We start from the raw sequence: 26,603 nt of genomic DNA, 5'->3' as shown, positions 1-26,603 counted from the left end.
TAGTATATACCTTTTTATTCAGTAAATTCCGGGGTGTTCCCTGCCTTAATCGACCGTGAAGATCTCATGGTGTGCATGGATAGAGAAGAGCCCGGCCTGGACCCCGGCATCGATCCACCCGTGACCGTAACTGAAGCAGGCCAGTGCCTCCTCAAGACTCCCGTCGGACGCCACCCGGTTCCCCCGGGCCAGGTAAACCCCGGCGATGAAAGTGACCTGCACGGCAAATGCATGTGCGGGTGTGCCACGGTACGGGGCCGTGGAAACCGAGTCGATGGCGGTGGTCAGCAGGTGTGCATACCTTCCTGTTTTCTCGTCAAGCTTGGCGCTCTGATCAACCGGTACTCGTTCAAACGTCCCGGTAAACGGGCATATGTTCCGGGCCTCCTGGCGGACAAGGAGACCGGATGCGATCCCGCAGTGCAGCCACCCAAGGCCATACAGGAATGCGGCCATTGCGTTGACCGGATCCTCCCCGGTCATGAACGTCCTGCCATCACTCTCGTACGCGGATGCCATCCTGAGCACAGATTGCCCGGTGTGCCAGAGGGGGGACCCCTCCAGGGCATTGCACCGCGTGCCAGCGAGAGATCCCGCAAGCAGGGCCTGGCACTCGTGGAGGTTCATAGGCCGGCAAATACCTCCAGGTATTCGCGTTCCATATCGTGCAGTTCCGCCGGGATCACGAGGATGTGGAGCGGCGGGCCGAAATCCACGGCCCGGATCGCATCAGCCGTTCCGGCCCGGACCACGGGTTCAGGAGACCCTGCCCGTGCGATCCCGACATAGAGCGGGATCCCTGCCTTCCGTTCTGCAGCCATCTGTTCCAGGAGGCCGACTGCTTCAGGTACCGTCATGTACCGCTCTTCCTGGATGTCGAGGAAGACGAGGGTATGGAGGCGGAGTGAAAGGTTCTGGAGGATGACGTCGAGCGGTGTTGTCGGAAACCAGTTTTTCTGCGGGAACGGGAGCGAGCAGGACTTTCCGAACCGGTAATTCTGGAGGCCGGAAAGGCCGCAGACAGCACTCGATATGGATGCGGCATGCACGATCGCCGTCCTGATGCCCCGGGCAGCGGCCCGCATCCGGAGGTCCGCATGGGTGGTCGAGACCATGGGGTCCCCGGCGCAGAGGAAGACAACATCCTTCTCTTGGGCCTCCTTAAGCAGTTCATCCGGGTGCTGCTCAACATCGTCCCGGAAGAGGGGGGTGACCTGTTTCCCGTAGAACGTTTCGAGTTCCTCACGGGTCGTGCCCCCGAGACGCGAGGTGTAACACTCAAGGAAGACCCGGTCCGCAGACCAGATGAGACGGAGCCCCTTCTCCGAGACATCTGTTTTATCAAAGAGCCCGAGCCCGATAAACGTCAGCATGGTCCCCGGCACCTGTTAGTTCCACACCGGCATCATGGAAGGATGGCCACCTGTCCTTTTGAGATGGTGAATTTCATCCAGTCTCCGCTGACCCCGTGGAGCCCGCGAATCCGCATGTAATTGATGTTCTGTTCAACCTTGACCTCGATCACACACTGCATCAGTTGTTTGATCAGGGATAGCGTCTTGTCATCGAATGACTCGCTGTTGAGAAGGTAGATGCCAACACCTTCGATCTTCTTCAGTTTTGCAGTAAGGACGTGCAGGAACTGGTAAAGGACCTCGAGCCTGCGGTACATCAGGAGGGTGGAGATGGAGTTCACCGAGAAGCGTATGGGCGGCGGAAAGAGCCCGGCTTCGCCTTCGGAGAAGTTACCTTCGAAGATGGTCTCGATCATATTGGAAAATTTTATCCCGATACCGGTAAGATCGGTGGGGCTCGATACGAACATCAGTCGGGGTGTGTCGATGATACTCGGTGTTGAACTCTTGGTGATCGCATCGATGACCCCGATGAACCGCTTGTCGGCACCGGCGGCTTTGAAGGCATCAACTACTTCTGCGGCCCGTTCGTTCGTTGAGAGGACGATTGCGTATTCTCCCGTAAGCGGTCTTGTCAGTGCATATGCCAGTTGATCGGCCTGACTCATCGGCGGGGCAAGGATGAGGATGTTGGTGCCTGCATCAAACCCCCCGGATATATCGTCGATCTGCGCAATCCCTGACTTATACGTATACATCTATCGCTTGATAATTTCGCCAGAATACTTATAATCTCTCCTGTCTGGTCTGGCAGGAAATGCCGCACCGGCACTTTTTTTCCCTGTTACGGCCGAATACGGGGCGTTCTGTTGATTTTTCTTATACTGCACAGTCTCCCGCCCCTCCCGGATATTTAGGGAGCCCAAAATTTATTAATTTAGGGTGACCTAAATATAGGATAATGGCTTCAGAGCAGCTGGAAGAGTATTTAGAGAATATTCTCGATATCGAGGAGAAGCATGGGGTAGCCAAGACCTCGGCGATCGCAAAATGCCTTAAGGTCTCCCCGGCCAGTGTCACCGAAGCACTCCAGGTGCTCTCGGAAAAAGGGTACGTGAACTATGAACCGTACCGGGGTGCGACCCTGACGGATCAGGGCCTTGAAATGGCGCGGAAGGTCAAGCGCCGCCACCGTCTCCTCGAGGTCTTTCTGACCGATGTCCTCCATATCAGCGAGGAGAATGTGCACGATGAAGCCTGCAAGATGGAACACACGCTCTCCGATGAGACGGAATGCGCCCTCTGTAAGCTGCTCAAGGCCCCGGCACGCTGCCCCCATGGCAGCCTGATCGAAGCCTGTGACCGTGACGTGGAGAGCTGTTCTGCATGCCTTGATGAACCGGAACCGGCCGCTTCCTGCAGCCGTGATGAACCCCTCATACCGGTCACCTCCCTTGGCCCCGGCCAGAAGGGCACCATCGCGTTTATCCGGGGTGACAACAGTGTCATACAGCGCCTGACCGACCTCGGTCTCACCTTACAGACCGAGATCCAGCTGGTGCGCAAGGCCCCCCTGCTCGGGCCGGTGGAGATCGCTGTCCGCAGGACCCGGCTTGCAATCGATCACGCGATCGCCGACCATATCTTTGTACATTCCTGCGGGGAGAAGCACGGATGAGCGGGTGCCCTGACTGTGACCGGTGCAGCACACACTCACTCCCGTCTCCCAAAAAAGATGAATACGTTGTTGCCCTTGCCGGCAATGCAAACGTTGGCAAGAGCGCCACGTTCAACCAGCTCACCGGTGTTGACCAGGAGATTGGCAACTGGCCGGGCAAGACCGTTGAACGGGCGGAGGGCCTCCTCCAGCACCGTGGCCAGCGGATCCGGGTTATCGACCTCCCGGGCATCTACTCGATCACGGCCCTCTCGACCGAAGAGCAGATCTCCCGCGAGTTCATTGCCCACGACCACCCTGACGTTGTCGTGAACGTGGTCGATGCCTCCGCACTTGAACGGAACCTCTTCTTCACGCTCCAGCTCATGGAACTGGAGAGCCCGCTCATCCTTGCCGTGAACCAGATGGACCTGGCTGCACAGAAAGGCATTGTCCTCGATTTCCCCCGGCTCTCGGATCTGCTTGGGATACCCGTCATCCCTACCGTGGCGATCCAGGGGAAAGGGATTGCCGAGCTCTCCGACGCGATTATCAGGGCGGTACGGTCGCGCCCGCACCCCCGTCTCATCACCTACGGGAAGGAAGTCGAAGACCGGATCTCCCGGATCGTGGACCTGCTCCCCGGTGGTGCGGGAGGTTACCCCTCCCGCTGGACGGCGATCAAGCTGCTTGAAGGCGATTCCGACGCGGTCTGGGAAGCACGGAAACTGGCGCCCGATGCCGTTGCTGCTGCCGGTGAGTTCGGCAGGGAACTGGAGAAGATCCACGGGGAACCTGCGGCCACCGTTATGAGCGCCGAACGATACCATGCTTCTGAACAGCTGGTTGCCGAAGTGATGACCATCCGCCCTCCTGGAGACAACGATATCTCGCTCACGGAACGTATCGACCGCATCGCACTCCACCCGGTGCTGGGGTATATCCTCCTTGCACTCATGATCGGGGGACTGCTGGTCTGGACATTCATTATCGGTGCATGGATATCAGAGATCCTCACGGCATTCCTCTCCGGTATCGCCCCCCTCAATCCCTTGATCAAGGGCACAGCTGCGGATATTGTCTTTAACGGTGCCTGGACCGGCCTCGTTGCCGCTCTCACGCTCATCATCCCATATGTGATCCCGTTCTACCTCATCCTCGCTCTTATCGAGGACTCGGGCTTTCTCACCCGCTTCTCCTTAATGCTCGACCGGGGCATGCACAAGATGGGGCTGCACGGCAAGGCGATCATCCCTCTCGTCCTCGGGTTCGGCTGTACGGTCCCGGCCTGCCTCTCGTGCCGGATTATCGAGTCCCCCAAGCAGAAGTTCCTTGCCGCCTTCCTTGTCACGCTTGTGCCCTGCTCGGCCCGGACAATCGTGATCCTTGGCGTTGTTGCAGCATTCGTGAACATCTGGTGGGCGCTCGCGCTCTACCTCCTCGACTTTGTCCTGATCGTCATCCTCGGGCGGCTCGCATTCCGGCTCCTGCCCGGAGAATCCGTTGGCATGATCATGGAGATGCCGGACTACCATGTCCCGCATATCCCGGGCGTGATCGGGCAGACCTGGCAACGGACCCGCTCGCTCATCGGGATCGTGCTCCCCTCGTACCTTGTCGGCAGTATTGTGATCACCGCCGCGTACGCCATGGGATTCCTTGAACCCATCAATACCGCCCTCTCCCCGATTACCGTGCTCCTTCTCGGCCTCCCGGTCATGACCGGCGTGGTGTTCGTCTTTGGCATCATCCGCAAAGAGATGACGATCCTCGCCCTCGCGGCACTCTTCGGCACCACCGTCTTCTCAACGGTCCTTACCCCCGTGCAGCTGATCGTCTTTGCGCTCGTGACGATGCTGTATGTCCCCTGCCTCTCCACCATCCTTGCCCTTGCAAAGGAGTTCGGCTGGAAGAAGGCGCTCGCCATCTCGGCACTGGAGACCGGCCTTGCCATCGTGCTCGGGGCTATTGTATTCCGGGTGCTCAGTCCATTCATGTGACCGGACATGGCGGTACCATGAACTGGTCGGGGGAGGCCCGTCATACCCTCAAGGATATTTACCTTAAACCGTCAATAATGGGTGAAGAATGATCTACTGGCTCTATGCGCATCTGCTCAGGCGGCAGATTGCGGAACTCCCTGCGCAGGTCTGTTTCATGATCAGCGGACAGGACCTTGCAGACGCACCGGACTCGCTCTATCGGGTCACATCCTGGTGCAACACGATCAATGCGTACGTCTCGGGGCAACGGTCTCCCCCGCTCTCCGGCATCCACGGCCTCATGTTCCATATCGCGACCACGGCGCCAAAGGATCTCGAACAGTTCCTCCCGGCGATCCGGAAGATCAGCACGATCGCCCGGCTCAGCCTGCATGTCGGGGACCACGAAGAGGTCTCCGGTAAGGGAATGGAAGTGATTGTCGCGATCGGAAAAAGCGGGAGGGAAGAGATCACCGCGTGCATCCGGAAGATGGCACGCGACCACGTTGACCCCAATGCCGTTGACGAGAAACTGATCGAGTCCTGCCTGACCTTCCAGTACACGCCGGACATGGTAATCAAGAGCGGGGGGGACCACCTCACCGACTTCCTGATCTGGCAGTCGGTCTACTCGGAACTCTTCTTCTCCGATGTGAACTGGCCGCTCTTCCGGAAAGTCGATTTCCTGCGGGTACTGCGCGATTACCAGGCGCGGATCCGGCGTTTCGGGAAATAACGCCCTATTTTAAGCGGAGGTTCGTCCAAGAGGGCTCTCCCCCGATCGTCTTCTCTGTCATGGCGAACTGGTTCTTGAGGGTAACCGTGACGGCCCTCCGGTCGGGGACCGGAGTGATCCGGTGTTCCCGGCACCACCGGGTGAAGGCCTGGTACAGGAGATCTTTTGTCACGTGGCAGTTTTCGGTATCCTCACGGACAACGCAATCTGCCATGAATTTTTTTATCGGGGTGCCCTTCGCCTTCTTCTTTGGCCCTGTCTCCGGTTTTCCGGTCTTCTCCCTGCGTGAAACAGGAACGGAGACATCCGGCACCGCTGGCGCTTTCTCCCGTGGTTTTTCCGGTGAGGAAATTCTGCCGGGTAACGCCACAGGCACTTTTTGTACCGGTAACCTTGGCACCTCTTTTACCGTTGTGGCCGCCCGGGGGTCATCGGCGTTTATGACCGGGTGGATGCCATCAGGTAAGACCGTCGGGGGGATGGCCCCCCCTCCCGCGTGAGCCCCGTCGCGGGCGATGATGACGGGTGCCGCAGGAAATCCGGCATCAGGTTTTTGCGGGACGACATAGTGTATCCCGGTGGCATCCGCAAGCGCACGGTTGCATAGGTCATTGATATCAATACCGGCTGATTGCGCTTTTGTGAGAATGTCCGCCCTCAGGACCACGGTGGTCTGGCGCCATTTCTCACCCTGTCCCTTCCTTATCGTCATAAACGGTCAGTGGTTGATCTGTTGTTCAAGAGAAATATAGTACGCGATCGGGCACCGGGTGCACAAAAGGGAATTTACACGGTCTTCGTGGCCATCCTCTGGTCATAGGTGCGGATGGCACGCAGGAGATCGATCTTCCGGAAGAGTGGCCAGTACGGGGCGCAGAAATAGACGGCCGATTCATGCCCGTTGGCAAGCCACGGCAGGAAGTTCGAGGTGCGGCATTCATTGCCGGGCCGGATGATCAGGTCGACAGGAGGGATGCCCTTTCCCTGGTGGAGGTGCTCCTCGACCATGCGGACATCGATCTTCTCCGGATCGGTGCCGGTCTTTTGGACTTCCTCAAGGATCTGCCGTGCGGCAAGGACGATCTCGTTCCTCCCGCCATAGGCGAGTGCAATATTGAGGTGGAAACCGGTGTGGTCTTTTGTCGCTTCCTCCGCATCACAGACCGCCTGACGGAGGTCTTCCGGGAGCATTGAGGGGTCCCCGACCATCTGGACGCGGATCCTGTACCGGTTGACCCGTTCATCGGTGAGCACGCCGATGAACTTCTCCTTGAACACGGAAAAGAGATACCCCACCTCATCATCCTTACGGGAGAAGTTCTCGGTCGAGAACGAATAGAGCGTGATATGGCGGATGCCCAGTTCCTGCGCCCAGTCCAGCACCTGCTCCGTCTTGTCGGCACCGGCGCGGTGGCCATCGGCAGTGTCGAGGCCGAGCATCTTCGCATACCGGCGGTTGCCGTCCATGATGATCGCGATGTGGTTGGGGATATGCCTGCACTGCCGTTTGAGGTGCCCCTCGTAGAACGGTTCGATGAGGTTACGCAGGTTCATAACGGGGTCATCTCCACGACCATCCCGCCGTGCGGGTAGCGCTCGATCACGTACTTTTTTCCCTGCAGTTCATCGGCATACTTCTCGAGGAACCACCAGGCCATCTCGATACGGTCGCCGTGCTCTTCGAAACTGTCCGGTTCCAGTCTCTCTCCGCAGAACCGGGCGACCGCCTCTTTTTGTTCCTGTACAGGTTCGAGGATGCCGTACACGATGGTGCCGTCATCCGTAATCTCGTCGAATGGCCGGGCGGTGTTCCGGGCGATCCGCTTCAGCCGCTCACGGAGCTGGACGGAGTCCTTGAAGCCCGAGGAGCACCAGTGCACCTTGTCGTGCCGGCACAATTCCTCAGCCCACCCTTTTGCGCCGTCAATCGCATTGTGCAGTTCATCGGCGAGTTCGTAGCCCCGCTCCCGCATCTGGTACGCGTTGGTCTCGCCCCATTCGAGCTCGTTGATGTTGAGAAAGTCAAGGTGCGGGAGTGCCGGGATGAGCAGTTCAAGACCCGGCAGTGCCGGCACTTCGATCCCAATGTCAAAGCCCATCTCCTTTGCCCTCTTTGCGGACCGGATATAGTCCGTATCAAGGATCGTGTCCCAACTCTCACGCGGCGGGTGGAACCGGATCTCGTCCACGAGCCCCTTTATCTGCTCCAGTTCGTTCTCATCCGGTGCTTTTGCAGTGTAGAGATGGATCTGGTGGTCGTTGCCGAAATGGTCCTTGAGCCTCCGGCAGTATTCTGTCACTTTGTCGAGGACGAGGAGGGGCTCGCCGCCCGTGACACCGGTCCCGAGTGCGCTCATCATCTCCGCCACCTCGATGATCTGGGACGGGACATCGACGGGCACTTCGTTGGCATAGACCGTGTCCGTCCCCTTTCGCTCCGATGAAAGGGGGCAGTACCAGCAGGAGCGGTGGCAGCGTCCCGTAACAAAGAGCACCATCTTTGCGCCCTGGTTGCAGAGCACGCAGCCTTTGGAGAGTGTCATTGTATGTGCACCTGTTTGCTGACCGGAAGGGTCCGGTTGTGAAAAGCGATCATACTATTTGGTGCGTGTGATTCAAAACTCTTCTTCTGCCAGCCATGCAATGTTGGGAAATACCGGGACGTTTCTCACGTCCGGAAGTACACCGCCTGACCCCCGCACCGGGCAGGACCCCTTCCCGGCACATCTTTACGACAGGAAAATGGCAGGTTTTTTACGGAATCGCGATGGAGGTGTGCGGGGGTCGGACGGTGTACATCGTGTTTTCCGGACCAATCCTGTGCCTTTTGGGAATGCGGATTTTGGGGGAATTTTCCTCGAAGCAGTCGGGTAATTTCAGAAATGCCGTGCACACTCCTGCCATGCGGAAGTACACCGCCCGACCCCCGCAGCCCGGAAAAGCCGGTACGTATGGTGTCCGTGTCTTTTCCTGCGCACTGATTTTCCCTCTTCTGGCTTTCACGATATACCGGTTACTAAAAACCTTTATGGTATAACCATACACGGGTTATTAGGTTATGAGAGACGGTGCTACGGGGCAGAACGGGGATTGTGCCCTGTCTGAAGTGATCGGGTTTGTACTGCTTCTTGGTCTGGTCGTTGCCGCGTTTTCTGTCTGGGCGATCTATGTTGTCCCGGTAAACGGACGGGAAGGGGAGATCACCCAGATGAATGCCGTCAAGGACCGGTTCACGGATTACAAGATGAGCCTTGATTCCCTTTGGATAAACAACCAGTCCGGCGTCACGCTCTCCACCACCTTCAATCTCGGTACGGGTGGGGGGAACTCACAGGCAGGAGGTCTCTTTTTACCAATGCTCAATCCCATCGCCTCTTCGGCTACCCTTGCCGTCAGGGATGGCGGGGATACACTGACCATCAACAGCAGTACCGCAACAACGGCAACGGTGGTCAACCTGAGCACCCTGGAATACCAGTCCATGAACAATTACTGGATCCAGCAGCGGTACTATTACCAGACCGGCGGGATATTCCTCTCGCAGGATAACGGCTCGGTGTGCCGTATCTCTCCCTCATTTACCCTTGCGAAGGCAAACAACGGAACGGTCGATGTGGCTGCCGTGAACCTTGTCCCGATCCGGGTGCTGGGTGGGAGTTCGATCGGCGGCAAGGGCCCCGTCCGTGTCGATTCCCAGGTGCGGACCCCGACACGGATTGCAACCCTCCAGGCAAACACGTGGGTGAACATCTCGGTCGATGTTGCCGATAAACCGACGGCATTGACGTGGATGGGCGTGCTGAATGAGACACGGATCCGGGGCAACATCACCGATAGTTCATGGTATTCGTTCAAAGTTGTCGAGGACCCCGTGACCAAACGGGGGAAGGCGTTCATGCTGATTAACGGGCCTTACACATCCCCTTCAAACCCTGACGTCTACCTGACCCTGCAGACGGTCGATTACGTTGTGACCCTCAACAATATCGCCTCGGGAATATCATGACATCCCGGAAAATCGCAGTCCCGAAGATACGGGTACATCCCGGATATGGTGGCGCTGACGGGGTCTCCGAAGTGATAGGGGCGATCCTGCTGGTCGGCCTCGTCGTAGCCGCAGTGGCGGTTGTCGCGGTAGCCCTCTTCTCGCAGTCCACCCCCGTGAAGGTCCCGAATGTCAACTTCATGGTCGGCACCGACAACCATGTTCCCCCGACCCTCTACCTCACGCACAATGGCGGTGACACCCTCACGGCCGGCAGTTTCTCGGTCTATGTCGACGGGAATATAAAGTCGTATTCGGTTGCGGGCGGCGGGAACCAGTGGTCGCTCGGAAAGAACCTGTTAGTCCCCCTCTCGTCCGGGGAGGCCCCGCAGCGTATTTACCTTGTCTACAACCAGACGGGAACGGGCTCTTCGGTGATTGGCTCTGCATCGGCCAACGTTTCAGTACCTTCCGGGAATGTTGCCCCGGATATTATTGTCAGAACTACGTCAGCCCCCATTGTCTGTATCAATGGTTCGGACCCCCAGGAGGTACTGGGCGCGGTCCTGAGCAATGTATCCGTGATCGGCGCTGCGATGAACCAGTCCCCGTCAACAGTCGGACCGGTGATTGCGAATGTTGTGGGGGCAAACTCGATAAATTTCTACCGCGATGGGAAGGCAACTATCGATCAAAACACCTATCTCCTGCTCAATATCACCGGTTCAGGATCAACCATCGCGTATGATACTACAACCCCCCAAAATCTTGGAATTGGCGATACTCTTCTCATCACACAGAGAAACAGCAATCCCGGGACATGGAAGATCTTCGGGATCGGTAACCAGATCTGGGAATTTACGGCCCCGGATTCCAATAGTGTGGATGTGTACTGGAGACATAAGAGTACCGGACTCTGGTCAAATACTTCTTCCACGAGATTATATCATACCTGGATCACCGGCTATAACGATGTAGGATCAACGCTGACCCTGCGGACCACCCAGGGGGGCTACTATACGGGACTCGTTATCAATGGGACAATAATAATTGATGGAGTAAGCTCCAATACCGTTGTCGTCCAGAACATCAGGCCTGTCGGTGTCGGATTATTCGTTCTGGAATACGATCCGAACTCGAACAGTGTCTATTTCATGGGCAATGCACAGAGCGTGACCTGGTGATCGCAGGATGTCCGGCAAACGTCTCTTGATCCCAGCCCGAAACGATGATTCTGCCGCTGCCGAAATGATCGGTGTGCTTGTCCTTGTTGCAATCTTTGTCAGCGCAGTTGCCCTCATCGGCGTCTTCATGTTTTCCCAGCCCCAGCCCCATAAGATTCCAGCGGTAAATTTTCAGTTCGCTTCAAACGGTAACGTTATCACTATTTTTCACGACGGTGGAGATCCCATACCGGAAGGATACTACCAGATCCGGGTAAACGGCAACACAATACCCTCTGGTTCCGTTATAAAATCTCCATCGCCGACCGGCAACTGGGCAATCGGAGACACACTCACTATTGCCATGAACGACCTGTCGCCCTCATCCTACGTCCAGGTAATGTATCTGGGGGGGTCCGCAACATCTGTTCTTGCCTCGAACAGTACACCGGGCAGCTCTTTAGGTCCGTCAGCTCCCGTAGCCTCCTTTATTTCCGATGTCTCATCAGGTACCGCCCCGCTGGCAGTGCAGTTCACCGATACCTCAACAAACAGTCCTGCCTCATGGTCATGGGCATTTGGCGATGGATCCGTATCCCTTGTCCAGAACCCGGCACACACGTATACCGTATCCGGGACCTACACAGTGACGCTGACCGTTCAGAACAGCCTTGGCAACAGCACCGCAACAAAAACCATTACGGTATCGAGCACCCCTGTTCCTGTCACCAATTTTACCGCTAATGTCTCATCCGGTTTCGTACCGCTGACTGTGCAGTTCACGGATCTCTCTGAATACAATCCGACATCATGGTCGTGGGCATTTGGCGATGGCAATGTATCCTCCCTGCAAAACCCGCAGCATACTTACGTATCGCCGGGAAATTATTCCGTAATCCTGAATGCGACAAATACCGCCGGTTCCAATACGATGATGAGGATGGACTACATCCAGATAACAGATATTCCTTTTGTAAATTATGTCATCGAGGAGGATGTCTTTGTCTACGGAAGTCAGTTAAGCTTCTCCGGTGCCAATGTTGCCGGGCCTGATGCCACCGTTGTCCTCACAAAATCCCTGACAACCAGTGACCTGAATGGAGGTACCTCAATCGCAGTCAACACCATCTACATTGACGGGGACGTTATCCTTGACGGCGGGAGTGCAGGTCTGGGATCGGCAAGCAATCCCGGGAATATCTATGTCACCGGCGATATGAACCTGCTGAGCGGATCACGGGATATCTACGGCGATGTGTACGTCCGGGGGAATTTCAGACTGAAAGATGCACGGATTCATGGAAACGTGTACGTTGATGGTGACCTTACCTTAGACTGGACACCATGGCTTGCCGATGGTGCACATATCTACTACACCGGCACGCTCCATGCCCCCGCATACTTCAGTCAGGCAATTTTAGACAAATGCGTCCACCAGGATACCGTACCAGGGTTCACCATGCCAGACGCGGCGATACCTTCGGTAAAATCTGCAGATTGGTATACGGCGCGTGGATATGTCCCAAGCGGACCTTTGACAAACAACCTGAAAATTTTTGCCAACAGTTATGCATCAGGTTCTTGGACATCCTCGGTAAATGATGTAGTCATTATCGCGAGCACGGGCGATATCTCAATTACCGGACTTGGCGGCAGTGGCATCCGGGGTGTGTTATTTGCGCCCAACGGGAAGGTGACCTTTAACGGGGGATTCTTCGAGGGCGTCGTGATCGCCCGCGATGGCTTCGATGTCACCAGTGGCGGGACTACGGTAACATTCAAGAATCTTGAAACGTATTTCAGCAGCGCTGATGATTACCCGTTTTAATTTTTGGTGATTAGGTAAAGTCCACCACTAACCCATGGTTAGTATTGAGCCAATTCAGGATTTTTTTTGAGATTTGCGCTCCGGAGAACACAAAAAATGCAGCCCCCCTCTTGCGCCGCCAGTCCCCCGAGGGGGGACGGGGCGCATTGCGATGCCTCGGTATTACCTCTATCGGGGGCACACACAGGTTGTGGTAATACGGCACTATCGCAACCGGGGGATGCCCGAGCGGCGGGGGCGGAGGCTTGCCGGAGCCCCCAAGAGCGGTAATAAAATTTTTGTTTCAGGTTTATCGAACTTTTGGTGGATGTTACACAATCACCTAATTTTTTTCTTTCCGAATTATTACCGGCACTCCCCTCATAGTGTCGTATGGATCTCCGCAACTCCCCGTGGTGTGGAGGTATTGGCGAGATCGAGCAGCGTCCCGTCTTTGTAGACCCCGATTTCCAGCGTATTCACGGATCCGTCCGCTTTCTCCAGTACACCATCGATCATCCCGCTCTTCATCACCAACTGGTACCTCTGGTCCCCGGAGGCGTCGATCTCCCGCCGCTGTCCGTTTGAACTGATGGAGCCGGTGTAATTCCCCGGGTAGGAAACATGCACCCAGACGCCAGTCGCAGGTATCTCATATTGGGACGGGAAAGCAACCGGGACCGGGGTAGTCATCACAGGCACGACAGGCACGACAGGCACGACAGGCACGACAGGCACGGATGGTGGCGCGGGCAGGGTCGTGTTTACAATCGCCGGCCCTACCGCGACATGCATCTCAACAAGGCCCCGGGGTTTGGTTGTCACATATCTCTCGACCAGTATGCCCCCGTTAAAGACCTCCACTTCCAGGGTATCCCCTGACCCATCCGCTTTCTCAATGAAGCCGTCAACAACGGTGTCCTGAACCGGCAGCTGGTACATCTGTGTCCCATCACTGTCCACATCCATTCGCCATCCCCCGGCAGAGAGAGAGCCCGCATAACTCCCCGGGTACGATATCTTCACCCAGATGCCGTTTGGCGGTACAGCACCGGGCTGAAGCGTAGCAACCGGTACGGGAGTTGCCACCGGGGTGGAGGTCACGGTTGGCGCAGGGGTTGGTATCGCGGTAACACTGGTTTTTACCGGGGCCTGCTGCGACTCCCCCGGGTTCCCGCCTGGCCCCGGTATCGGGACGATCATCGCCGCGATAAAGATGGCGGCAACCAGGATCACCACAATGAACGTAACAAGCGGTGACGTCGGAGGGGGTTCTTCCGGCAGGGTATTTTTACTGCCCTGCCCCATGCCATAGATGGTCCATTCCGGGACAGCCGGGCGGCCTGACGGCTGATCAAGTTCCAGTGTCCCGGCATCCATGCTCTCCTTCCTGCTGATTGACGATGATGTGGCACGATACGGTTCCAGCCGGGCCGGGACCCCCTGGTCCCTGATGACCGCCATGCACCTGTCCCGGTTCTGGAAATTCCTGTGGGCATCCTGATAGATAAAAATGAGCTCGATCTCGCGGGCACTCCCGTCCGGCGCACTGACCGTGAGTTGTATCACCGGTTCACGCAGCCGGTTCGTGCCTGCAACCGCAAGGGTGATACCGGCATAGGGGATACTCTCCCGCGGGATGCCCGAATCGTTATCGATGAGGATGAGCCTGCTGCCGGTAAGGATGGCCACGTAGCCGATGCCATCAATGATGAGTTCCTGTGTTGTATAAATGGCGGACTCACCACTGTCCAGGTTCAGGTTATCCATAGGGCCCCACTGTTGTATACTTGTATTTACTGTAGGGCTCCCTGATAATAATCACTACAGTCCCCTAAAACCGCTTTCACGCCAGAACCGTTACTGGTCGTCCGCACCCGGTATCTGTATCTCCGTGTTCCTGCTCACGAGAAGGTTATAGGCATCATGCGCCTTGTTGTACCGGACCAGCACGCCCCTCATCTCCAGCACCGTGCCGTACGGTGCCGACCTGAGCGCCTCGTTGCCGGGTGTCATATGGAATGCGGGGAGGACCGCATAAACCGGCGTCTTTGCCGTCCCGTCGCAGACCTTGAAGAGGTGGTTCTTTACATCCCCCAGTTCCCCGCTCATCTTCACGACCGCGACATTGACCCGTTTTTCAACGGCACTGTGCAGTTTTGAGAGCCGAAGGAACTTCGAGCCGGGGGAGACCCGGTACCCGTCCCTGCGGACACCGTCCTTCCGCAACATGGCATAACTGTACTTGATATCGATGTTCACGTACCGGTATGACTCCTCGCACCGGGCGAGCGCCTCCATCAGCCGTGTCGGCCGGATGACCGGGGCTGTGGTAAAACTCCAGCAACGGGGGGCTGTGCAGGGGGTTCCACGGATGAACGAGCAGGGGGCATGGATAAAAATCCCGCGTTGGTGCAGCTCAGCGGTAAGGGTCCGCATGCGGGTGGAATTATCTTCGTCAGCGGGCTCAATGATCAGGACCGTCCCTTCGGGGGCCAGCCGTTCCGTTATCCTCTCCACAATCCCTGCCTGGGTCTCCACCGGACTCTCCGGCAACTCGTTGAGAACGTTGGAGAAGATGATGAGATCGAACTTTTCCGGCAGGGTGGAGGGGAGCGGTTCCAGCATATCCGCCTTTACGGGAGGCTTAATCGAGACGGGTCCTCCCCGGGGCACAAACGCGTCCCGCAGGGAGAGGAACGCCTCGATATGCTCCTCCGAGCGTTCGATGGAATAAACGGCAGCACGGGCACCATCGAGCCGCGACCAGAGATCGGCGATAGCGAGCGGGACAACCCCCGGTCCGGTACCGACATCGAGTATGGTCATGCTCTTCTTAAGCAGGCCGTCACGGGCAAGCCCCGCGAGCAGGTGCTCTGTCTGCATGAAATAGACCGGGAAGTGGTACGCGAGGTAGCCGAGCACGCGGTACCCCTTCGTGTACCGCAGGGACCGCTTGTGCGAGGGTTTCCAGTAGTCGTCCTTCTGCGCAGTGATCGCCTTGCGGAGCCGTTCGATGACCGTGGGATCATTCCAGTCCTTCGCTGCCTTTTTGGTGATGTACCGTTCGATCGCTTCCGCAAGGGTGACCGGTATCTCCCGCCCGGCAAGGAATGTATCGATCCGCTTTTGCTCCCGGTCATTCAGGATATATGCTGGACCGGGAAGGACCCGCGAGATCTCAACATCATCGCCGGTCTTTTTTGCGGTAAGGCCCAATCGGGGCAATTCCGGGGAGATAATCCGGTAGATCTCGTCGACCGACACCGGGTCGTCGAGATAAGGAATAATCTCTGAAAGATGAAAAGCCGGTCTCGTTCCGGCAACGTATTTTACTGTAGTGATGAGGGAGTGTCCGGCCATAGCCTGCCGGATACTTGGTGACCTGCCCACATACATCTTTGCCTGAATGCATTGCCCGTAGCGGCTACGGGCCGGTTGCCACCTGCCCGTAATCCGGGCAGATAAACGGCCGGTTCCCGGGCTCCCTTCCTGCTGTGAACGCGTACGCGACTTCTTTCCATGCCTTCTCCAGCAGCTGTCGGTAGTATGGGATGTCAAAGTTCTCTGCATCCCCTGCCGGGTCGACCTGGTACGTACGGGCGTCCCGCACAACATACCGGATCTTCATGCCAGGCGCGATATCAGTCCCCCTCTGGCGGTACGCAACGACCGCTGCCCCCTCGATGCAGCGGTGGGCATACTTCAGCCGGCTGATCCTCCGACTGATGACCATCTCCTGTACGGGTGCCGACGGGAGCCGTGCCGCGGCATCCCGGTAAATGCGGTGGACATCATCCCACACGCCTTCAAGTTCCGCAATCGACCCTGCCCTGCCCATGACGGCAAACATCTCGGCCTGCATCTTCCGGATATACTCCGGCGTGTCGTGCCGGCGTGCGGCAATGCCCCGCACTTTGACGCTGCCGTCCGGATGCCTGCCATAGTAGCGGGTGTATGCCCCGGAGCCATCGTTCTGCGGGAGGAAGACGATCCAGTCCAGGTGCTCGACCTCGGTGAGGAGCCCCGACTGCCGGGTGATCCGCTCCTGCAGTGCGGGGGCCCGCGGACCCTGCACCCAGAGGCAGTCCACGTTACCGTGCAGCACGGTGAAGCCCATCTCGTCCGCAGCCGCTTTTGCCTGGAGCAGGATCTCGCGGGACCGGGCGGTGATTGCCTCGTGCACCTCGATCCTGCCGAACTTTGCGTTCTTGTAGCCGGTGTAGCCGAAGCAGGTGACGAGCATCCACTTGAGGATTGCATCGATGCCGGCAACTGAGGGATCGGTCTTCTTCTGCTGTTTTATCGCGATCCGCATGTTCAGCAGCGGTTCGAGGGCAATGGGGAGGAAGCCCCGCTCCGCCGTCTCCGGGTCAGCAATGGTCTCCGGGGAGAGGTTTGCCCTGACAATGATGGAGGGGTACATCGAGGTGAAATCGATCTCGTCCACGTCCTCAAAGATGCCGGGCTCCGGCTGGAACATCATCCCGCCCCGGTCACCGGTCCTGAGCGAAGCGAGTTTCCTTAATGCTTCTGCGTCGCTCTTCCGGAACGGCACCGCGATCCCCCGCCGCACCGCCTCGTAGGTCTCGTACGAGGAGATGAGCGTGCCCGGGGTGAGCCGGGATGCAAGGCTCGGGGAGAGCCCCGAGAGCCGGGCAGCCATGAGGACACCGCCAAGGCCGCCTTCGTTGTACACGAACGACTCTTCGGTGTCGATCAAGATCCTGCCGTCTGGGATGAGTGCCGCGTTCTTGTGCTCGACCCTGCCGTAACTCCAGTATGAACGCGAGCCCATGGTGCGGTACTTCCCGTTCCTGCTGAACGGGAGGGTGAACCCGGCCCTGCGCCCCTTCTCCTGCAGTATGGTCATCCAGCGGTCGGCATGGGCCATGAGGACGACATCGGGGTCATACGCTGAAACAAGGGAGAAGAGATCGGAGAGCACCTCGCGCTCATCCCCAAAGAGGCGTTCGGTGCGCCCGTGGACAACCGAGATCTCCGTGCAGGTCCGGGAGAGGGAGGGGTCACCAGCGATCCGTATCTCCATGATCTCCAGGTTATGGGGGATCTCCGGAGAGAACCGGGTGCGCATCTCCGTGCTGCAGGGAATGATCCCCTCTTCTGCCATGAAGCGCTGGTCGCGCCGCACATCCACGTTGAAAAGTTGCGCGGCAAATCCCGTTTGCTGCTCGATCGCCTCTGCCACCGGGCGCCCGGCAAAGACCCTGAATCCCTCGCATTCACCAAAGATGGTTGCAAACGTGCACGGCTCCGCACGGTAAGCCTCTTCGAGCGCTTCGGTCATCTCATGGTAGGCGTCCGGGTCGGGAAGGCAGAAGAAGAACGGGGGGTTGTACTCGTGGTGGACCCGTTGCACCCTGCCCGATCCCTCTTTACCCCAGAGATCGACCCCCCCGCTGCGGTATGCCGAGTCAAGGACCCACACCGGGCGCCTCCTCCCCATCACGGGTGATCTTCTCGTGGTGACGGGCGATCTCGACCAGCGATGAGAAGACCGCCGCCTCCAGCGGGTCGTCACAGCCAAAGAACGCTGCACTCGAATGCCGTTTTGTGATTGCCACAAGGTGTTCCGCCGGCGCCCGGTCCTCCGGCCTGAGCGCATGCGGGACCCGGGCCCAGTGCTCTGAGAGGCCCTTCACGCCCTGCCGTATACTCGCAAAACTCCTGCCCATTCATGACACCTCCAGCGTCCGCTGTGCCCCGGGAGCACCGCTGCCCGCACGGCCGGGCCTGCGCCCGGGAAGCCCGTACCCTTTTGGACCCGTGTCCTCGGCAATGATCTCGATGATCCGGTCTGCCCTGCGGGCCAGTGCCGCAAACGACCGGTCGTTTGCCGGTGCCCACAGGAGCACCAGCGCCTCGCGCCCGGCCTGCTTCAGTGCCGATGCCACCGGCTCGTACAGCCGCTCCGCACCGTCAAAGAGGGTCGGGTCGTGCTCGACAAAGAGGATCGTGTGGCCCGATTCGTTGATCACGGAGAGGAGCTGGTCGGCAGTAAAAGGCCTCCGTACCTCGAAGTTGCCGGACGTGCGGCTGATCCCGGTGAGGAGGCGCGAGTAGTTCCCGCTGACGTAAAGGAAGAGGAAGCGCTGGAGGTCTTTGTTGCCGTTGAGGGCAAGAAGGATCCTCCGTTCCGGTGCGATCACGGCGGTGAATGAGCCCGGGTGGATGGTCACCCCTCGCGAGAGTTCTATCAGCATGGCACCAGATCCCTGCTGCACTGATATGGATAAGGCTCAGGCTGGCGGGGGGTGAAAGTGGCCGGGGTCTATCGCAAGATTGATGAACGGGTGGAGGAGAAAAGGTGAATGATGTGCGGCAGGTACTCGCTCGTCTGTATCGACGACCTCGGCAACCGGTTCCGGGTGCACAACCCGATGATCGGCGCCCGCTCGCATTTCAATGTCAGTCCCGCGAGCGAGATGCCGGTCATTGTCCGGAAGGAGGAGGATGAGATCGCCCTGATGCGATGGGGACTGGTCCCCCGCTGGACAAATGATCCGGGACCTGCACAGAAACCGATCAATGCCCGGGCAGAGACGCTTGCGGAGAAGCAGGTGTTCCGGGCCCTCCTGACAACGGGACGCTGTCTCGTGCCGGCGTCCGGGTTCTATGAGTGGAAGAAGGAAGGGAAGCGGAAAGTCCCGTTTTACTTTCACCTGCCGGAGAGCCCGCTCTTTGCATTCGCCGGGCTGTATGATACGTGGCAGGGTATGGACGGACAGTCCGTGTTGACCTACACCATCATCACCTGCGGCCCGAACGCCCTGGTGGGCGAAGTCCATGACCGGATGCCGGTGATCCTTTCGCGGGAGAACGAGCAGCGCTGGCTTTCCCACGAGCCGCTCGCCCCACAGGAGCTGGCCGGAATCCTTGCGCCCTACCCTGCATCTGCGATGGAGAAAACGGCGGTCTCCGACCGGGTCAATAACCCGGCCGCAGACGACGAGGGCCTGATCCGCCCCCTTTATGGGCTTGCGTGACGGACGGTACGGTATCCCATGAGCAGCCCCGCATCCGTTCCCGTCAGCCCCGACACTCTTGCGGATTTCTTTTCCGGCCGGCACATCACGGCCTATTGTGTCGCCGATGTCGCAGCTATCGGGGCACCGGCAGGCAGGCACCCCCGCGACCTTCTCCCGTGCTGCCGGACGATCATCATCTTCGGGGTCGTAATGCCGGACCGCTTCTTCTCCGGCACGGAGCGGGAGCAGTCCGAAGAGACGAACGCGATCAAGCATGCCCTTGAATCCACGACGTATGCTCTCCGCGATCTGCTCGAACGGTGGGGTTCGCGATCCGTTGCGATCGTCCCGTTCCACCACCTTGTTGTGGAAGACGGGATCCTCCGGGGCCGGCTCTCGCTCAAGCACTGCGCTGCGGATGCCGGCTTTGGCACCCTTGGTGATAACGGGCTCCTGATCCATCCCCGGTATGGCAACCGGCTCGCACTCGCCGCCGTTCTCACGGACGAGGTCATCGGACCCTTCCCGACTTCGGACGGCACTGCGGCCTGCACGCACTGCAACCGGTGCGTCACTGCCTGTAAAGCGGGAGCGATCCATGACGGGGTTGTGACGCAGACCTTATGCCGTAACCTCACCGATTACGTCCCCACCCTGTTTCGTCCCCTTGCATGGCGGCTGATGCGGGGGAGGTACAGTGCACGGCTCATCACGGTGCTCCTGAACACGGCGGTCTCCTGCGTTGAGATCCGGGGAACCTGCACTGCCTGCATGACCGCCTGTCCGTACTTCAAAATACCGGAACGGTGATTATTGTATATGCTCGACCACTGCCCCGGTGCCGCAAACCTCCGCACCCCGACGCTTGCTATTAAAAAGTGCCCGCAGTGCGGTGAGGAAGTCGAACTCTTCTCAAACGATATCTTGGTGAAGTGCAGCAACTGCGGTTTTGTCGTATACAACGATACCATATCCTGCGTCCAGTGGTGCAAGTACGCGAAAGAGTGCGTGGGCGAGGAGACATACAACAAGATAATGGCGCAAAAAAAGCAGGTGTAACGGGATTATACAACGCTCTCGAAGAAGACCGGCCAGAACGGGTCCTGTGCAGGTATCGCGAGGGGAATGCTCGTGCCGTCCCGTCGTTTCATGATCCGTTCCGATGGATCGGCAGTAACGGTCCCGATCACCGAGGATAGGATACCGGCCCGGGCAAGCGCATCGATAATCTTTCCTGAACTGGCCGGGTCCGCAGTAATAAGGAGCGATCCCTCGGCGATTGCGGCTACGGGATCGATGCCAAACGTCTTGCATACCATCCTCACCTCTTCCGGGTATACGAAGCGCGACTCGTCAATAATCATCCCGACGCCGCTTGCATCGGCGATCTCGAAGAGGCCGCCGATCACACCCCCCTCGGTGGCATCGTGCATGGCGGTGACTCCCCCGGCAGCCATTGCCGTGAGCGCATCTTCAACCACGGTCATCTGCCGGCAGAGTGCCTGTGCCTTGCGGATCAACTCATCCGGGTAGTTCTTCTGTAAATCCGCTTCGCGCAGGACCGAGAGAATTCCGGCAGTCTCGATGGCCGGCCCCTTGGTCAGGATCACGTCATTGCCCGGCCGTGCTCCCGCGGGCGTCACGTACGAGTCCTTCGCCGCAATGGCAAAGACGGTAATTCCCCCGATGGTCGGGGCTGCAAACCCGGGGTAGTACCCGGTATGCCCCCCGACAATGGCGATTCCCAGTTCAACGGCGGTCCGGTGGATCGAATCAACGATGGTCCGGAAATCAGCATCGCTGGTCTCCGGCGGGAGGAGGAGCGAATAGGTCATGTACTGCGGCCTTACACCCATGACCGCCACGTCGCTTGCGCCGATGTGGACCGTATACCAGCCGAACATATCGAGCGGTTGTTTCGGTACCGCAAAGATCGGGTCCTCGGCAATAATCAGTACGTTCCCGTTGCCGATATCCACGACCCCCGCATCGATCCCCGTCCTCGGGGGGACAATGACCGACGGGTCGCTCTTGCCGAGGCGGTGGAGGAGGAATTCAGTGAACAGCCGGTGATCGATCTTCCCGATCTTGGGGTTACCTGCGGTCATGGTATAACTTCGCGATTGTGCAGATCTGTCCGGCAATCTCAAGCGGGTCCCGGCCAACCAGGACCGAGACCGGTTCTTTCCCTATTGCACCGGTCTCGTAGAAGATCTTCGGGGGCCTGCCTCCCGCCGCCCGTACGGCCTCCTTCACTTTCCATGGCATGGATGCACCTTCCGCTTCCTTGATCTCGTCCGGTTCGTTCCTCCGGTCAATGACACTGAACGCCCACCCGTTCTTTGCGCAATACTGCTCGAGCCACCGGGCAAAGTCAGGGTTATTGGCAAAATCAATCCCTGCCCGTACCGATGGGTCATACTTCCGGTATTCGACGATCAGCCGTGCCATGTGGCTGGATGCACCGAACACTGTTTTTCCCGCCGCATGGGGCATGCCCTTAACAACGGTGATCCTGCCATCAACGGCAAGTACATCGTCGCGGGTCTTTGCATTCTCCCGGGCAAAGACGAGGTTCGACCGTACTTCCGGGATGATTGCTGCAAATTCCCGGCAGCGCTCGATCTGGTCGAGAGCGAGAACCATCTTTCCGTACATCTCTATAAGTTCACTGTCTGTCATGGTCAAAAGCCTCCGGTGTTTTATGGGGGTCAGAGTACAAGCATCCGCTCGATCGCGCCCCGTGCCCGGTCTGCGATATCTTCCGGCACGGTGATGCGGGGCCGGAGCGTCTGTAAGGAATCGCGAACCTTGGTAAGGTTTGTTTTCTTCATGTTCCGGCAGATTGCATCTGTTGAGAGGGGATAACAGCACTTATCCGGGCACTCTTTTTTGAGCCGGTGCAGGATCCCGTTCTCTGTCCCGATGATGAACTCCTTCTTTTTTGATGCACATACCTGGCGGATGATACCGGAGGTACTTTCGACATGGTCGGCGAGGTCGATTACCTCCGGCCGGCACTCGGGATGGACGAGGAGGACGGCGTCCGGGTGGGCAGCCCGTGCCTCGTGTACCTGTGCCGGGGTGATCCGGTCGTGGACAATGCAGAACCCTTCCCACGGGAGGATTTTCTTCTTCGTGAACCGCTGGGCGTACTGCCCGAGGTTCCGGTCGGGGACGAAGATGATGGTGTCCTCCTTGACGGAGTTGACGACCTTCACTGCGTTCGATGACGTGCAGCAGATGTCGCTCTCGGCCTTCACGTCGGCCGAAGAGTTCACGTAGCAGACCACCGCCGCGTCCGGGTGTCGCTCCTTTGCAAGCCTCAGTTCATCTGCTGAGATCATCTGCGCCATCGGGCAGCAGGCTTCCTCCGCGGGGAGCAGGACGGTTTTATTGGGAGAGAGGATCGCGGCGGTCTCGGCCATGAAGTCCACGCCACAGAAGACGATGACATCCCCCTCCATGGTCGCAGCAGCCCGGGAGAGTTCGAGCGAATCGCCGGTGATGTCAGCAATGTCCTGGACCTCCGCCGGCTGGTAGTTGTGGACGAGGAGGATCGCGTTTTGCTCTTTTTTGAGCCTCGCGATCTCCTCAACGATATGCGCAGAACCCGTCATCCTGTCCATAATCCTGTATCCAGTTCATCGCAGGTTTTTATTAAACCGACGCTCCCGGGCAGCGCCCTCCAAGCGGATGTTTATGCATAAAGCCCTCCCAGTACCTGACTATTGTATGAAGATCATCCTTCCGGACAAGAGCTGCCGCGATGCCGGACCCGGTCCGGTGACGGTTGAAACGCTCGTCCGCGATCTCGGGTTCGATCCAGTCGGGGTGATCGTTGCACGGAACGGAACGCTGGTTACGGAAGATGCCGTTGTGGAGAACACGGATGAGGTCCGGATCATCCGGATCGCCCACGGGGGATGAGGCTGTGGCCTGCGATGACGTTCCGGTAAAAACACCCCGGTGCGACCGCTGTAGTGGACCTGCAGTCTTCCATGACAAAAAGACCGGCCGTCACCTCTGCCGGGAGCATTTCATCGCAGATATCGAGAAGCGCGTTGCAGACACAATCCGGTCCAAGAACCTGATCATCCCGGGCGACCACGTGGTCATTGCTCTGAGCGGCGGCAAGGACAGCACGGCCCTCCTGATGATCCTCGCCCGGCTCCTGCCCTCATGGGATTCCGTCCGCCTCTCTGCGGTCACCATCGATGAAGGGATTGCCGGCTACCGCGAGGATACGATCCGTTCAGCAGACCGGCTGGTCATGCAGTACGGGCTGGATCATGCCAGCATCTCTTTTACCGAACTCTTTGGAGGAACGCTCGATGCGTTCCTGAAGGGCCGGGAACCCGAGGCATGTAGCGTCTGCGGGATCCTGCGGCGGAAGGCGCTCAATGTTGCGGCAGACCGGGCGGGCGCAACAAAACTTGCCACCGGACATAACCTTGATGACGAGGCGCAGTCGGTTTTCATGAACGTGCTCCGGGGCGACCTGCCCCGGCTCGTGCGGGACTCCGGCAGCGATTCAAAAGGACGGTTCATCCCCCGCATCAAGCCCCTCATGTTCATATCAGAGAAGGAAATTGCCGTGTACCTCATGCTGCACGGGGCATGGGCAGACCTTCCCGAATGCCCGTATGCGGTCCACGCCCTCCGCGGAGAGGTACGGGGTATGCTTGCATCGCTCGAATCGAAATACCCCGGCACGATGCTGCACCTGATGGAGAGTAAAACCAGGATCGAGGCGCAGTGTGCCGGCAGGCTGGAAGAGGAACCGGTCCGTCATTGCAGGGAATGCGGGGACTCGTGCAGCGGGGAGATCTGCCAGCTCTGCACCCTGAAAAAGACCCTATCTCAATAATCACTGCGGGGCGGGGACTGCCCCTTCGATGCGTTCCGTGTGGGTGTAGATCACCATCTTGCTGCTCCGCGCAAACCCGACCACGGTCAGCCCGGTCTTTTCTGCAGTTTCCACCGCAAGCGTGGTTGTCGCCCCGCGGGAGACGATGATGGGGATATTTGCAATAAGGCACTTGCGCACCATCTCTGAAGAGATCCGCCCGGAGACGATCACGTAGGTCCGGGAGAGGTCGATTTTGTACCTGAGTGCGTACCCGATCACCCGGTCAAGGGCATTGTGCCTCCCGATGTCCTCGGATACGGAGATGACCTTCTGCCGGTCAAGAAGCGCTACGATATGGATCCCTCCCGTTGTAATGTGGAGCTCGGAGTTCAGGACTGCCTTTCCCATTGTCCAGATATCTGCGGTGCTGATCGAATAATCGGAATGGATCTTCGGGAGTTTTTCGGTGTCGATAAAGGATGTGCTCCCGCCGCAGCCTGAGAGGATGGTCTTCTTAGGGCCCAGCACCTTGAAGAGGTTCTTTGTGATGACGCTCATCCTGTTCTTATCGATCTTGATCGACTCGATCTCGTCCACGCCTTTGATGATCTGCTCGGTGAAGAGGTAGCCGGTCACGAAGTCCTCGAGCTGGACCGGGCTCATCATCGCCGTCATCGCGTGCCGCCCGTTCACGAACAGGGCGAGCGGGACCTCCTCGATCACTTCGTGGAGGTCAGATTTTGTTTTCTCGCCATCGACCTTGATACAGGGGAGTCTCCTGAACATGGTGTTGCCCGTCATATTCTGTTTTCCCGGAGGACCTGATGACCGCGTCATTTCAGCACCTCGTCCATGCTGCCGCTGCGGTAGCCCTCAAGGTCGAGCGTGACGTAGGAGAACCCGAGTGACCGGAGGCGTGCGGATATGTCATCCATCTGCTCCAGTATTCTTCCCCTCACCTCTTTATGTACTTCTATCCTTGCAATATTCCCGTGCAGGCGTACGCGGAGTTGCCCGAATTCACGATCTGCAAGGTATGCTTCGGCCTCCTCAATCATCCGGAGCTTCTCCGGCGTGATCGGGTCGCCGTACGGGATGCGGGAAGAGAGGCAGGCTGCGGATGGTTTTTGCCAGACCGCGAGGCCACACTCCCTCGCGATATCCCGAATGTCCAGTTTCGTGCACCCGGTCTCGATAAACGGGTGAAAAATTCCCTCCTCCGTGGAGGCGGCAAGGCCCGGGCGGTGCTCGCGGGTGTCAGAGACGTTCATGCCGTCGGCGATACAGGCAAGGCCGAGTTCTGTTGCCCGCTGCCTGAGATATGATGCCGAGATCTTCTTGCAATGATAACACCGGTTCTCCGGGTTGCTGCAGAATGTGTCGTCCTCGAGGTGAGGGACTGCGATGATATCGAGCGCAAGCCCGAGCTCCGCAGCGATCGTTTTCGCATCTTCGACCGCTGCACGTGGGACCACGGGGCTGTCGAGAAGGACGCAGCTGCTCTTCTCTCCCAATGCTTCGCGGGCAAGGGTGGCAAGGAGCGTGCTGTCGGTTCCTCCGGAAAAAGCGACCAGCATGGAACCGTGCTTCCGGATATTCTCCAGAAGCGCCTGTTTTTTCCCGGGAATACTCATGGTCACATCACGAACGAAAAAACGGGGTTATGGGGATGATATGGTTTACGAACCGCACCGCTCACGGGGGGCAATGGAACCACCACATTGGTCTTCCTCGCCTTCACGCAGCTGATGGCAGATATCGCAGGTGCGCTGGACAAGGTCGAGGTCCTTTCCCTCTTTTAAGTCCTGTGCCAGCAGTTCAATCGTTTTTTTCACATCGTTCTCAAATTCAATCCTGTACCCGCGTTTACCTGACAGGTACTGCGATACTGCGGAGGGTGCTATCTCGAGCATCCGCGCCGCTTCCACCTGGGATACCCCGCACCTGACCAGTTCCACCGCAATTGCGGCACGGATGGCCGGCAGGACGTCCCACACGATCTTCTGACAGGGAGCTTCCATCACAACACAACCTTTATTTTGTTACATTCCCGACATAATAGATTGCATTCACAATT

The 26,603-nt window shown here is 58.2% G+C and carries 28 protein-coding genes; 11 read left to right on the top strand and 17 right to left on the bottom strand.

The window, feature by feature from the left end:
- Window positions 1–45 precede the first annotated feature (45 nt).
- Genes M0R30_RS02545 through M0R30_RS02535 form a run of 3 tightly spaced genes read right to left on the bottom strand, consistent with a single transcriptional unit; the run spans window position 46 to window position 2,113 of the window.
- Window positions 46–627 (bottom strand): DUF357 domain-containing protein, encoded by a 582-nt coding sequence (locus M0R30_RS02545; RefSeq protein ID WP_292542924.1) that lies wholly within the window; start codon window positions 625–627, stop codon window positions 46–48.
- Window positions 624–1,373, bottom strand: a complete 750-nt coding sequence (dph5, locus tag M0R30_RS02540; RefSeq protein WP_292542922.1) for a diphthine synthase — start codon at window positions 1,371–1,373, stop codon at window positions 624–626. The genes M0R30_RS02545 and dph5 overlap by 4 nt, the downstream gene beginning before the upstream one ends.
- A 32-nt stretch (window positions 1,374–1,405) precedes the next feature.
- The gene (locus M0R30_RS02535) at window positions 1,406–2,113 is read right to left on the bottom strand and encodes a hypothetical protein (protein WP_292542920.1); all 708 of its coding nucleotides are present in this window, start codon (window positions 2,111–2,113) and stop codon (window positions 1,406–1,408) included.
- 203 nt (window positions 2,114–2,316) lie between these two features.
- Here M0R30_RS02535 and M0R30_RS02530 point away from each other — a divergent pair, with 203 nt between their 5' ends.
- The 3 genes from M0R30_RS02530 (at window position 2,317) to M0R30_RS02520 (ending at window position 5,730) form a co-directional block, all read left to right on the top strand.
- Window positions 2,317–3,033: a metal-dependent transcriptional regulator gene (locus tag M0R30_RS02530; RefSeq protein ID WP_292542918.1), complete on the top strand. Its 717-nt coding sequence runs from the start codon at window positions 2,317–2,319 to the stop codon at window positions 3,031–3,033.
- The gene (gene feoB / locus M0R30_RS02525) at window positions 3,030–5,012 is read left to right on the top strand and encodes a ferrous iron transport protein B (protein ID WP_292542916.1); all 1,983 of its coding nucleotides are present in this window, start codon (window positions 3,030–3,032) and stop codon (window positions 5,010–5,012) included. The genes M0R30_RS02530 and feoB overlap by 4 nt, the downstream gene beginning before the upstream one ends.
- A gap of 88 nt (window positions 5,013–5,100) precedes the next feature.
- A complete protein-coding gene (locus tag M0R30_RS02520; protein ID WP_292542913.1) occupies window positions 5,101–5,730 on the top strand; it encodes an undecaprenyl diphosphate synthase family protein in 630 nt (209 codons plus the stop codon).
- Between the two features lie 4 nt (window positions 5,731–5,734).
- On the opposite strand, the gene M0R30_RS02515 is transcribed toward M0R30_RS02520, so the two are convergent.
- The 3 genes from M0R30_RS02515 to M0R30_RS02505 all read right to left on the bottom strand — a co-directional run bounded on the left by M0R30_RS02515 (window position 5,735) and on the right by M0R30_RS02505 (window position 8,273).
- Window positions 5,735–6,442, bottom strand: a complete 708-nt coding sequence (locus M0R30_RS02515; protein WP_292542911.1) for a hypothetical protein — start codon at window positions 6,440–6,442, stop codon at window positions 5,735–5,737.
- A 74-nt stretch (window positions 6,443–6,516) separates the two neighbouring features.
- A complete protein-coding gene (gene uppS / locus M0R30_RS02510) occupies window positions 6,517–7,284 on the bottom strand; it encodes a polyprenyl diphosphate synthase (RefSeq protein ID WP_292542909.1) in 768 nt (255 codons plus the stop codon).
- Window positions 7,281–8,273: a radical SAM protein gene (locus M0R30_RS02505; RefSeq protein ID WP_292542906.1), complete on the bottom strand. Its 993-nt coding sequence runs from the start codon at window positions 8,271–8,273 to the stop codon at window positions 7,281–7,283. The genes uppS and M0R30_RS02505 overlap by 4 nt, the downstream gene beginning before the upstream one ends.
- Before the next feature lie 515 nt (window positions 8,274–8,788).
- On the opposite strand from M0R30_RS02505, the gene M0R30_RS02500 reads away from it, so the two are divergent.
- From M0R30_RS02500 to M0R30_RS02490, 3 genes are read left to right on the top strand one after another with little or no spacing between them, the layout of a single operon-like run.
- Window positions 8,789–9,736, top strand: coding sequence for a hypothetical protein (locus M0R30_RS02500; RefSeq protein WP_292542903.1), 948 nt, complete (start codon window positions 8,789–8,791; stop codon window positions 9,734–9,736).
- Entirely contained in the window at window positions 9,733–10,899 is a 1,167-nt protein-coding gene (locus M0R30_RS02495) for a type IV pilin N-terminal domain-containing protein (protein ID WP_292542900.1), read from the top strand. The genes M0R30_RS02500 and M0R30_RS02495 overlap by 4 nt, the downstream gene beginning before the upstream one ends.
- Window positions 10,900–10,906: 7 nt before the next feature.
- Window positions 10,907–12,706 (top strand): PKD domain-containing protein, encoded by a 1,800-nt coding sequence (locus tag M0R30_RS02490; RefSeq protein ID WP_292542899.1) that lies wholly within the window; start codon window positions 10,907–10,909, stop codon window positions 12,704–12,706.
- A gap of 360 nt (window positions 12,707–13,066) precedes the next feature.
- On the opposite strand, the gene M0R30_RS02485 is transcribed toward M0R30_RS02490, so the two are convergent.
- The 5 genes from M0R30_RS02485 to M0R30_RS02465 all read right to left on the bottom strand — a co-directional run bounded on the left by M0R30_RS02485 (window position 13,067) and on the right by M0R30_RS02465 (window position 18,909).
- On the bottom strand, window positions 13,067–14,455 hold the full coding sequence (locus M0R30_RS02485; RefSeq protein WP_292542895.1) for a hypothetical protein: 1,389 nt from the start codon (window positions 14,453–14,455) through the stop codon (window positions 13,067–13,069).
- Window positions 14,456–14,545: 90 nt separating this feature from the next.
- Complete coding sequence (locus tag M0R30_RS02480) at window positions 14,546–16,048, bottom strand: small ribosomal subunit Rsm22 family protein (RefSeq protein WP_292542893.1); 1,503 nt, start codon at window positions 16,046–16,048, stop codon at window positions 14,546–14,548.
- A gap of 64 nt (window positions 16,049–16,112) precedes the next feature.
- On the bottom strand, window positions 16,113–18,134 hold the full coding sequence (locus M0R30_RS02475; RefSeq protein WP_292542892.1) for a type B DNA-directed DNA polymerase: 2,022 nt from the start codon (window positions 18,132–18,134) through the stop codon (window positions 16,113–16,115).
- Window positions 18,121–18,381, bottom strand: a complete 261-nt coding sequence (locus M0R30_RS02470; RefSeq protein WP_292542889.1) for a hypothetical protein — start codon at window positions 18,379–18,381, stop codon at window positions 18,121–18,123. The genes M0R30_RS02475 and M0R30_RS02470 overlap by 14 nt, the downstream gene beginning before the upstream one ends.
- On the bottom strand, window positions 18,382–18,909 hold the full coding sequence (locus M0R30_RS02465; RefSeq protein WP_292542887.1) for a hypothetical protein: 528 nt from the start codon (window positions 18,907–18,909) through the stop codon (window positions 18,382–18,384).
- Between the two features lie 108 nt (window positions 18,910–19,017).
- Between M0R30_RS02465 and M0R30_RS02460 the strand changes: the two genes are divergently transcribed.
- From M0R30_RS02460 to M0R30_RS02450, 3 genes are read left to right on the top strand one after another with little or no spacing between them, the layout of a single operon-like run.
- On the top strand, window positions 19,018–19,692 hold the full coding sequence (locus M0R30_RS02460) for an SOS response-associated peptidase (RefSeq protein WP_292542884.1): 675 nt from the start codon (window positions 19,018–19,020) through the stop codon (window positions 19,690–19,692).
- An 18-nt stretch (window positions 19,693–19,710) separates the two neighbouring features.
- A complete protein-coding gene (locus tag M0R30_RS02455) occupies window positions 19,711–20,484 on the top strand; it encodes a hypothetical protein (RefSeq protein WP_292542881.1) in 774 nt (257 codons plus the stop codon).
- 9 nt (window positions 20,485–20,493) lie between these two features.
- Window positions 20,494–20,733: a hypothetical protein gene (locus tag M0R30_RS02450; RefSeq protein WP_292542879.1), complete on the top strand. Its 240-nt coding sequence runs from the start codon at window positions 20,494–20,496 to the stop codon at window positions 20,731–20,733.
- A gap of 5 nt (window positions 20,734–20,738) precedes the next feature.
- Here the strand turns inward: M0R30_RS02450 and M0R30_RS02445 are convergent, their stop codons facing one another.
- Genes M0R30_RS02445 through nadA form a run of 3 tightly spaced genes read right to left on the bottom strand, consistent with a single transcriptional unit; the run spans window position 20,739 to window position 23,303 of the window.
- The gene (locus M0R30_RS02445) at window positions 20,739–21,782 is read right to left on the bottom strand and encodes an AIR synthase family protein (RefSeq protein WP_292542877.1); all 1,044 of its coding nucleotides are present in this window, start codon (window positions 21,780–21,782) and stop codon (window positions 20,739–20,741) included.
- A complete protein-coding gene (locus tag M0R30_RS02440; RefSeq protein ID WP_292542874.1) occupies window positions 21,769–22,356 on the bottom strand; it encodes a thiamine-phosphate synthase family protein in 588 nt (195 codons plus the stop codon). The genes M0R30_RS02445 and M0R30_RS02440 overlap by 14 nt, the downstream gene beginning before the upstream one ends.
- 29 nt (window positions 22,357–22,385) lie before the next feature.
- A complete protein-coding gene (nadA, locus tag M0R30_RS02435) occupies window positions 22,386–23,303 on the bottom strand; it encodes a quinolinate synthase NadA (protein WP_292542872.1) in 918 nt (305 codons plus the stop codon).
- Between the two features lie 106 nt (window positions 23,304–23,409).
- Here nadA and M0R30_RS02430 point away from each other — a divergent pair, with 106 nt between their 5' ends.
- Window positions 23,410–23,604, top strand: coding sequence for a MoaD/ThiS family protein (locus tag M0R30_RS02430; protein ID WP_292542869.1), 195 nt, complete (start codon window positions 23,410–23,412; stop codon window positions 23,602–23,604).
- On the top strand, window positions 23,567–24,544 hold the full coding sequence (locus M0R30_RS02425; RefSeq protein ID WP_292542867.1) for a TIGR00269 family protein: 978 nt from the start codon (window positions 23,567–23,569) through the stop codon (window positions 24,542–24,544). The genes M0R30_RS02430 and M0R30_RS02425 overlap by 38 nt, the downstream gene beginning before the upstream one ends.
- Here M0R30_RS02425 and fdhD read toward each other — a convergent pair whose 3' ends face one another.
- Genes fdhD through M0R30_RS02410 form a run of 3 tightly spaced genes read right to left on the bottom strand, consistent with a single transcriptional unit; the run spans window position 24,545 to window position 26,547 of the window.
- A complete protein-coding gene (gene fdhD / locus M0R30_RS02420; protein ID WP_292542865.1) occupies window positions 24,545–25,363 on the bottom strand; it encodes a formate dehydrogenase accessory sulfurtransferase FdhD in 819 nt (272 codons plus the stop codon).
- Window positions 25,360–26,160 carry an ATP-dependent sacrificial sulfur transferase LarE gene (gene larE, locus M0R30_RS02415; RefSeq protein ID WP_292542862.1) on the bottom strand — a complete coding sequence of 267 codons (801 nt, stop codon included), beginning with the start codon at window positions 26,158–26,160 and terminating at the stop codon, window positions 25,360–25,362. The genes fdhD and larE overlap by 4 nt, the downstream gene beginning before the upstream one ends.
- A gap of 45 nt (window positions 26,161–26,205) precedes the next feature.
- Complete coding sequence (locus M0R30_RS02410; protein WP_292542859.1) at window positions 26,206–26,547, bottom strand: transcriptional regulator; 342 nt, start codon at window positions 26,545–26,547, stop codon at window positions 26,206–26,208.
- Between the last annotated feature and the right edge of the window lie 56 nt (window positions 26,548–26,603).

It is taken from the genome of Methanoregula sp. (genome assembly GCF_023227875.1).
GTDB lineage: Archaea > Halobacteriota > Methanomicrobia > Methanomicrobiales > Methanospirillaceae > Methanoregula.
Note: the sequence above shows the minus strand (reverse complement) of the source record. Positions and strands in the feature narration are given on the sequence as shown.

Excerpts from the sequence above, each read along its gene's own strand:
- M0R30_RS02545 (WP_292542924.1), bottom strand. The coding sequence starts at position 627 with ATGAACCTCCACGAGTGCCAGGCCCTGCTTGCGGGATCTCTCGCTGGC.
- dph5 (WP_292542922.1), bottom strand. The coding sequence starts at position 1,373 with ATGCTGACGTTTATCGGGCTCGGGCTCTTTGATAAAACAGATGTCTCG.
- M0R30_RS02535 (WP_292542920.1), bottom strand. The coding sequence starts at position 2,113 with ATGTATACGTATAAGTCAGGGATTGCGCAGATCGACGATATATCCGGG.
- M0R30_RS02530 (WP_292542918.1), top strand. The coding sequence starts at position 2,317 with ATGGCTTCAGAGCAGCTGGAAGAGTATTTAGAGAATATTCTCGATATC.
- feoB (WP_292542916.1), top strand. The coding sequence starts at position 3,030 with ATGAGCGGGTGCCCTGACTGTGACCGGTGCAGCACACACTCACTCCCG.
- M0R30_RS02520 (WP_292542913.1), top strand. The coding sequence starts at position 5,101 with ATGATCTACTGGCTCTATGCGCATCTGCTCAGGCGGCAGATTGCGGAA.
- M0R30_RS02515 (WP_292542911.1), bottom strand. The coding sequence starts at position 6,442 with ATGACGATAAGGAAGGGACAGGGTGAGAAATGGCGCCAGACCACCGTG.
- uppS (WP_292542909.1), bottom strand. The coding sequence starts at position 7,284 with ATGAACCTGCGTAACCTCATCGAACCGTTCTACGAGGGGCACCTCAAA.
- M0R30_RS02505 (WP_292542906.1), bottom strand. The coding sequence starts at position 8,273 with ATGACACTCTCCAAAGGCTGCGTGCTCTGCAACCAGGGCGCAAAGATG.
- M0R30_RS02500 (WP_292542903.1), top strand. The coding sequence starts at position 8,789 with ATGAGAGACGGTGCTACGGGGCAGAACGGGGATTGTGCCCTGTCTGAA.
- M0R30_RS02495 (WP_292542900.1), top strand. The coding sequence starts at position 9,733 with ATGACATCCCGGAAAATCGCAGTCCCGAAGATACGGGTACATCCCGGA.
- M0R30_RS02490 (WP_292542899.1), top strand. The coding sequence starts at position 10,907 with ATGTCCGGCAAACGTCTCTTGATCCCAGCCCGAAACGATGATTCTGCC.
- M0R30_RS02485 (WP_292542895.1), bottom strand. The coding sequence starts at position 14,455 with ATGGATAACCTGAACCTGGACAGTGGTGAGTCCGCCATTTATACAACA.
- M0R30_RS02480 (WP_292542893.1), bottom strand. The coding sequence starts at position 16,048 with ATGGCCGGACACTCCCTCATCACTACAGTAAAATACGTTGCCGGAACG.
- M0R30_RS02470 (WP_292542889.1), bottom strand. The coding sequence starts at position 18,381 with ATGGGCAGGAGTTTTGCGAGTATACGGCAGGGCGTGAAGGGCCTCTCA.
- M0R30_RS02465 (WP_292542887.1), bottom strand. The coding sequence starts at position 18,909 with ATGCTGATAGAACTCTCGCGAGGGGTGACCATCCACCCGGGCTCATTC.
- M0R30_RS02460 (WP_292542884.1), top strand. The coding sequence starts at position 19,018 with ATGATGTGCGGCAGGTACTCGCTCGTCTGTATCGACGACCTCGGCAAC.
- M0R30_RS02455 (WP_292542881.1), top strand. The coding sequence starts at position 19,711 with ATGAGCAGCCCCGCATCCGTTCCCGTCAGCCCCGACACTCTTGCGGAT.
- M0R30_RS02450 (WP_292542879.1), top strand. The coding sequence starts at position 20,494 with ATGCTCGACCACTGCCCCGGTGCCGCAAACCTCCGCACCCCGACGCTT.
- M0R30_RS02445 (WP_292542877.1), bottom strand. The coding sequence starts at position 21,782 with ATGACCGCAGGTAACCCCAAGATCGGGAAGATCGATCACCGGCTGTTC.
- M0R30_RS02440 (WP_292542874.1), bottom strand. The coding sequence starts at position 22,356 with ATGACAGACAGTGAACTTATAGAGATGTACGGAAAGATGGTTCTCGCT.
- nadA (WP_292542872.1), bottom strand. The coding sequence starts at position 23,303 with ATGGACAGGATGACGGGTTCTGCGCATATCGTTGAGGAGATCGCGAGG.
- M0R30_RS02430 (WP_292542869.1), top strand. The coding sequence starts at position 23,410 with ATGAAGATCATCCTTCCGGACAAGAGCTGCCGCGATGCCGGACCCGGT.
- M0R30_RS02425 (WP_292542867.1), top strand. The coding sequence starts at position 23,567 with ATGAGGTCCGGATCATCCGGATCGCCCACGGGGGATGAGGCTGTGGCC.
- fdhD (WP_292542865.1), bottom strand. The coding sequence starts at position 25,363 with ATGACGCGGTCATCAGGTCCTCCGGGAAAACAGAATATGACGGGCAAC.
- larE (WP_292542862.1), bottom strand. The coding sequence starts at position 26,160 with ATGAGTATTCCCGGGAAAAAACAGGCGCTTCTGGAGAATATCCGGAAG.
- M0R30_RS02410 (WP_292542859.1), bottom strand. The coding sequence starts at position 26,547 with ATGGAAGCTCCCTGTCAGAAGATCGTGTGGGACGTCCTGCCGGCCATC.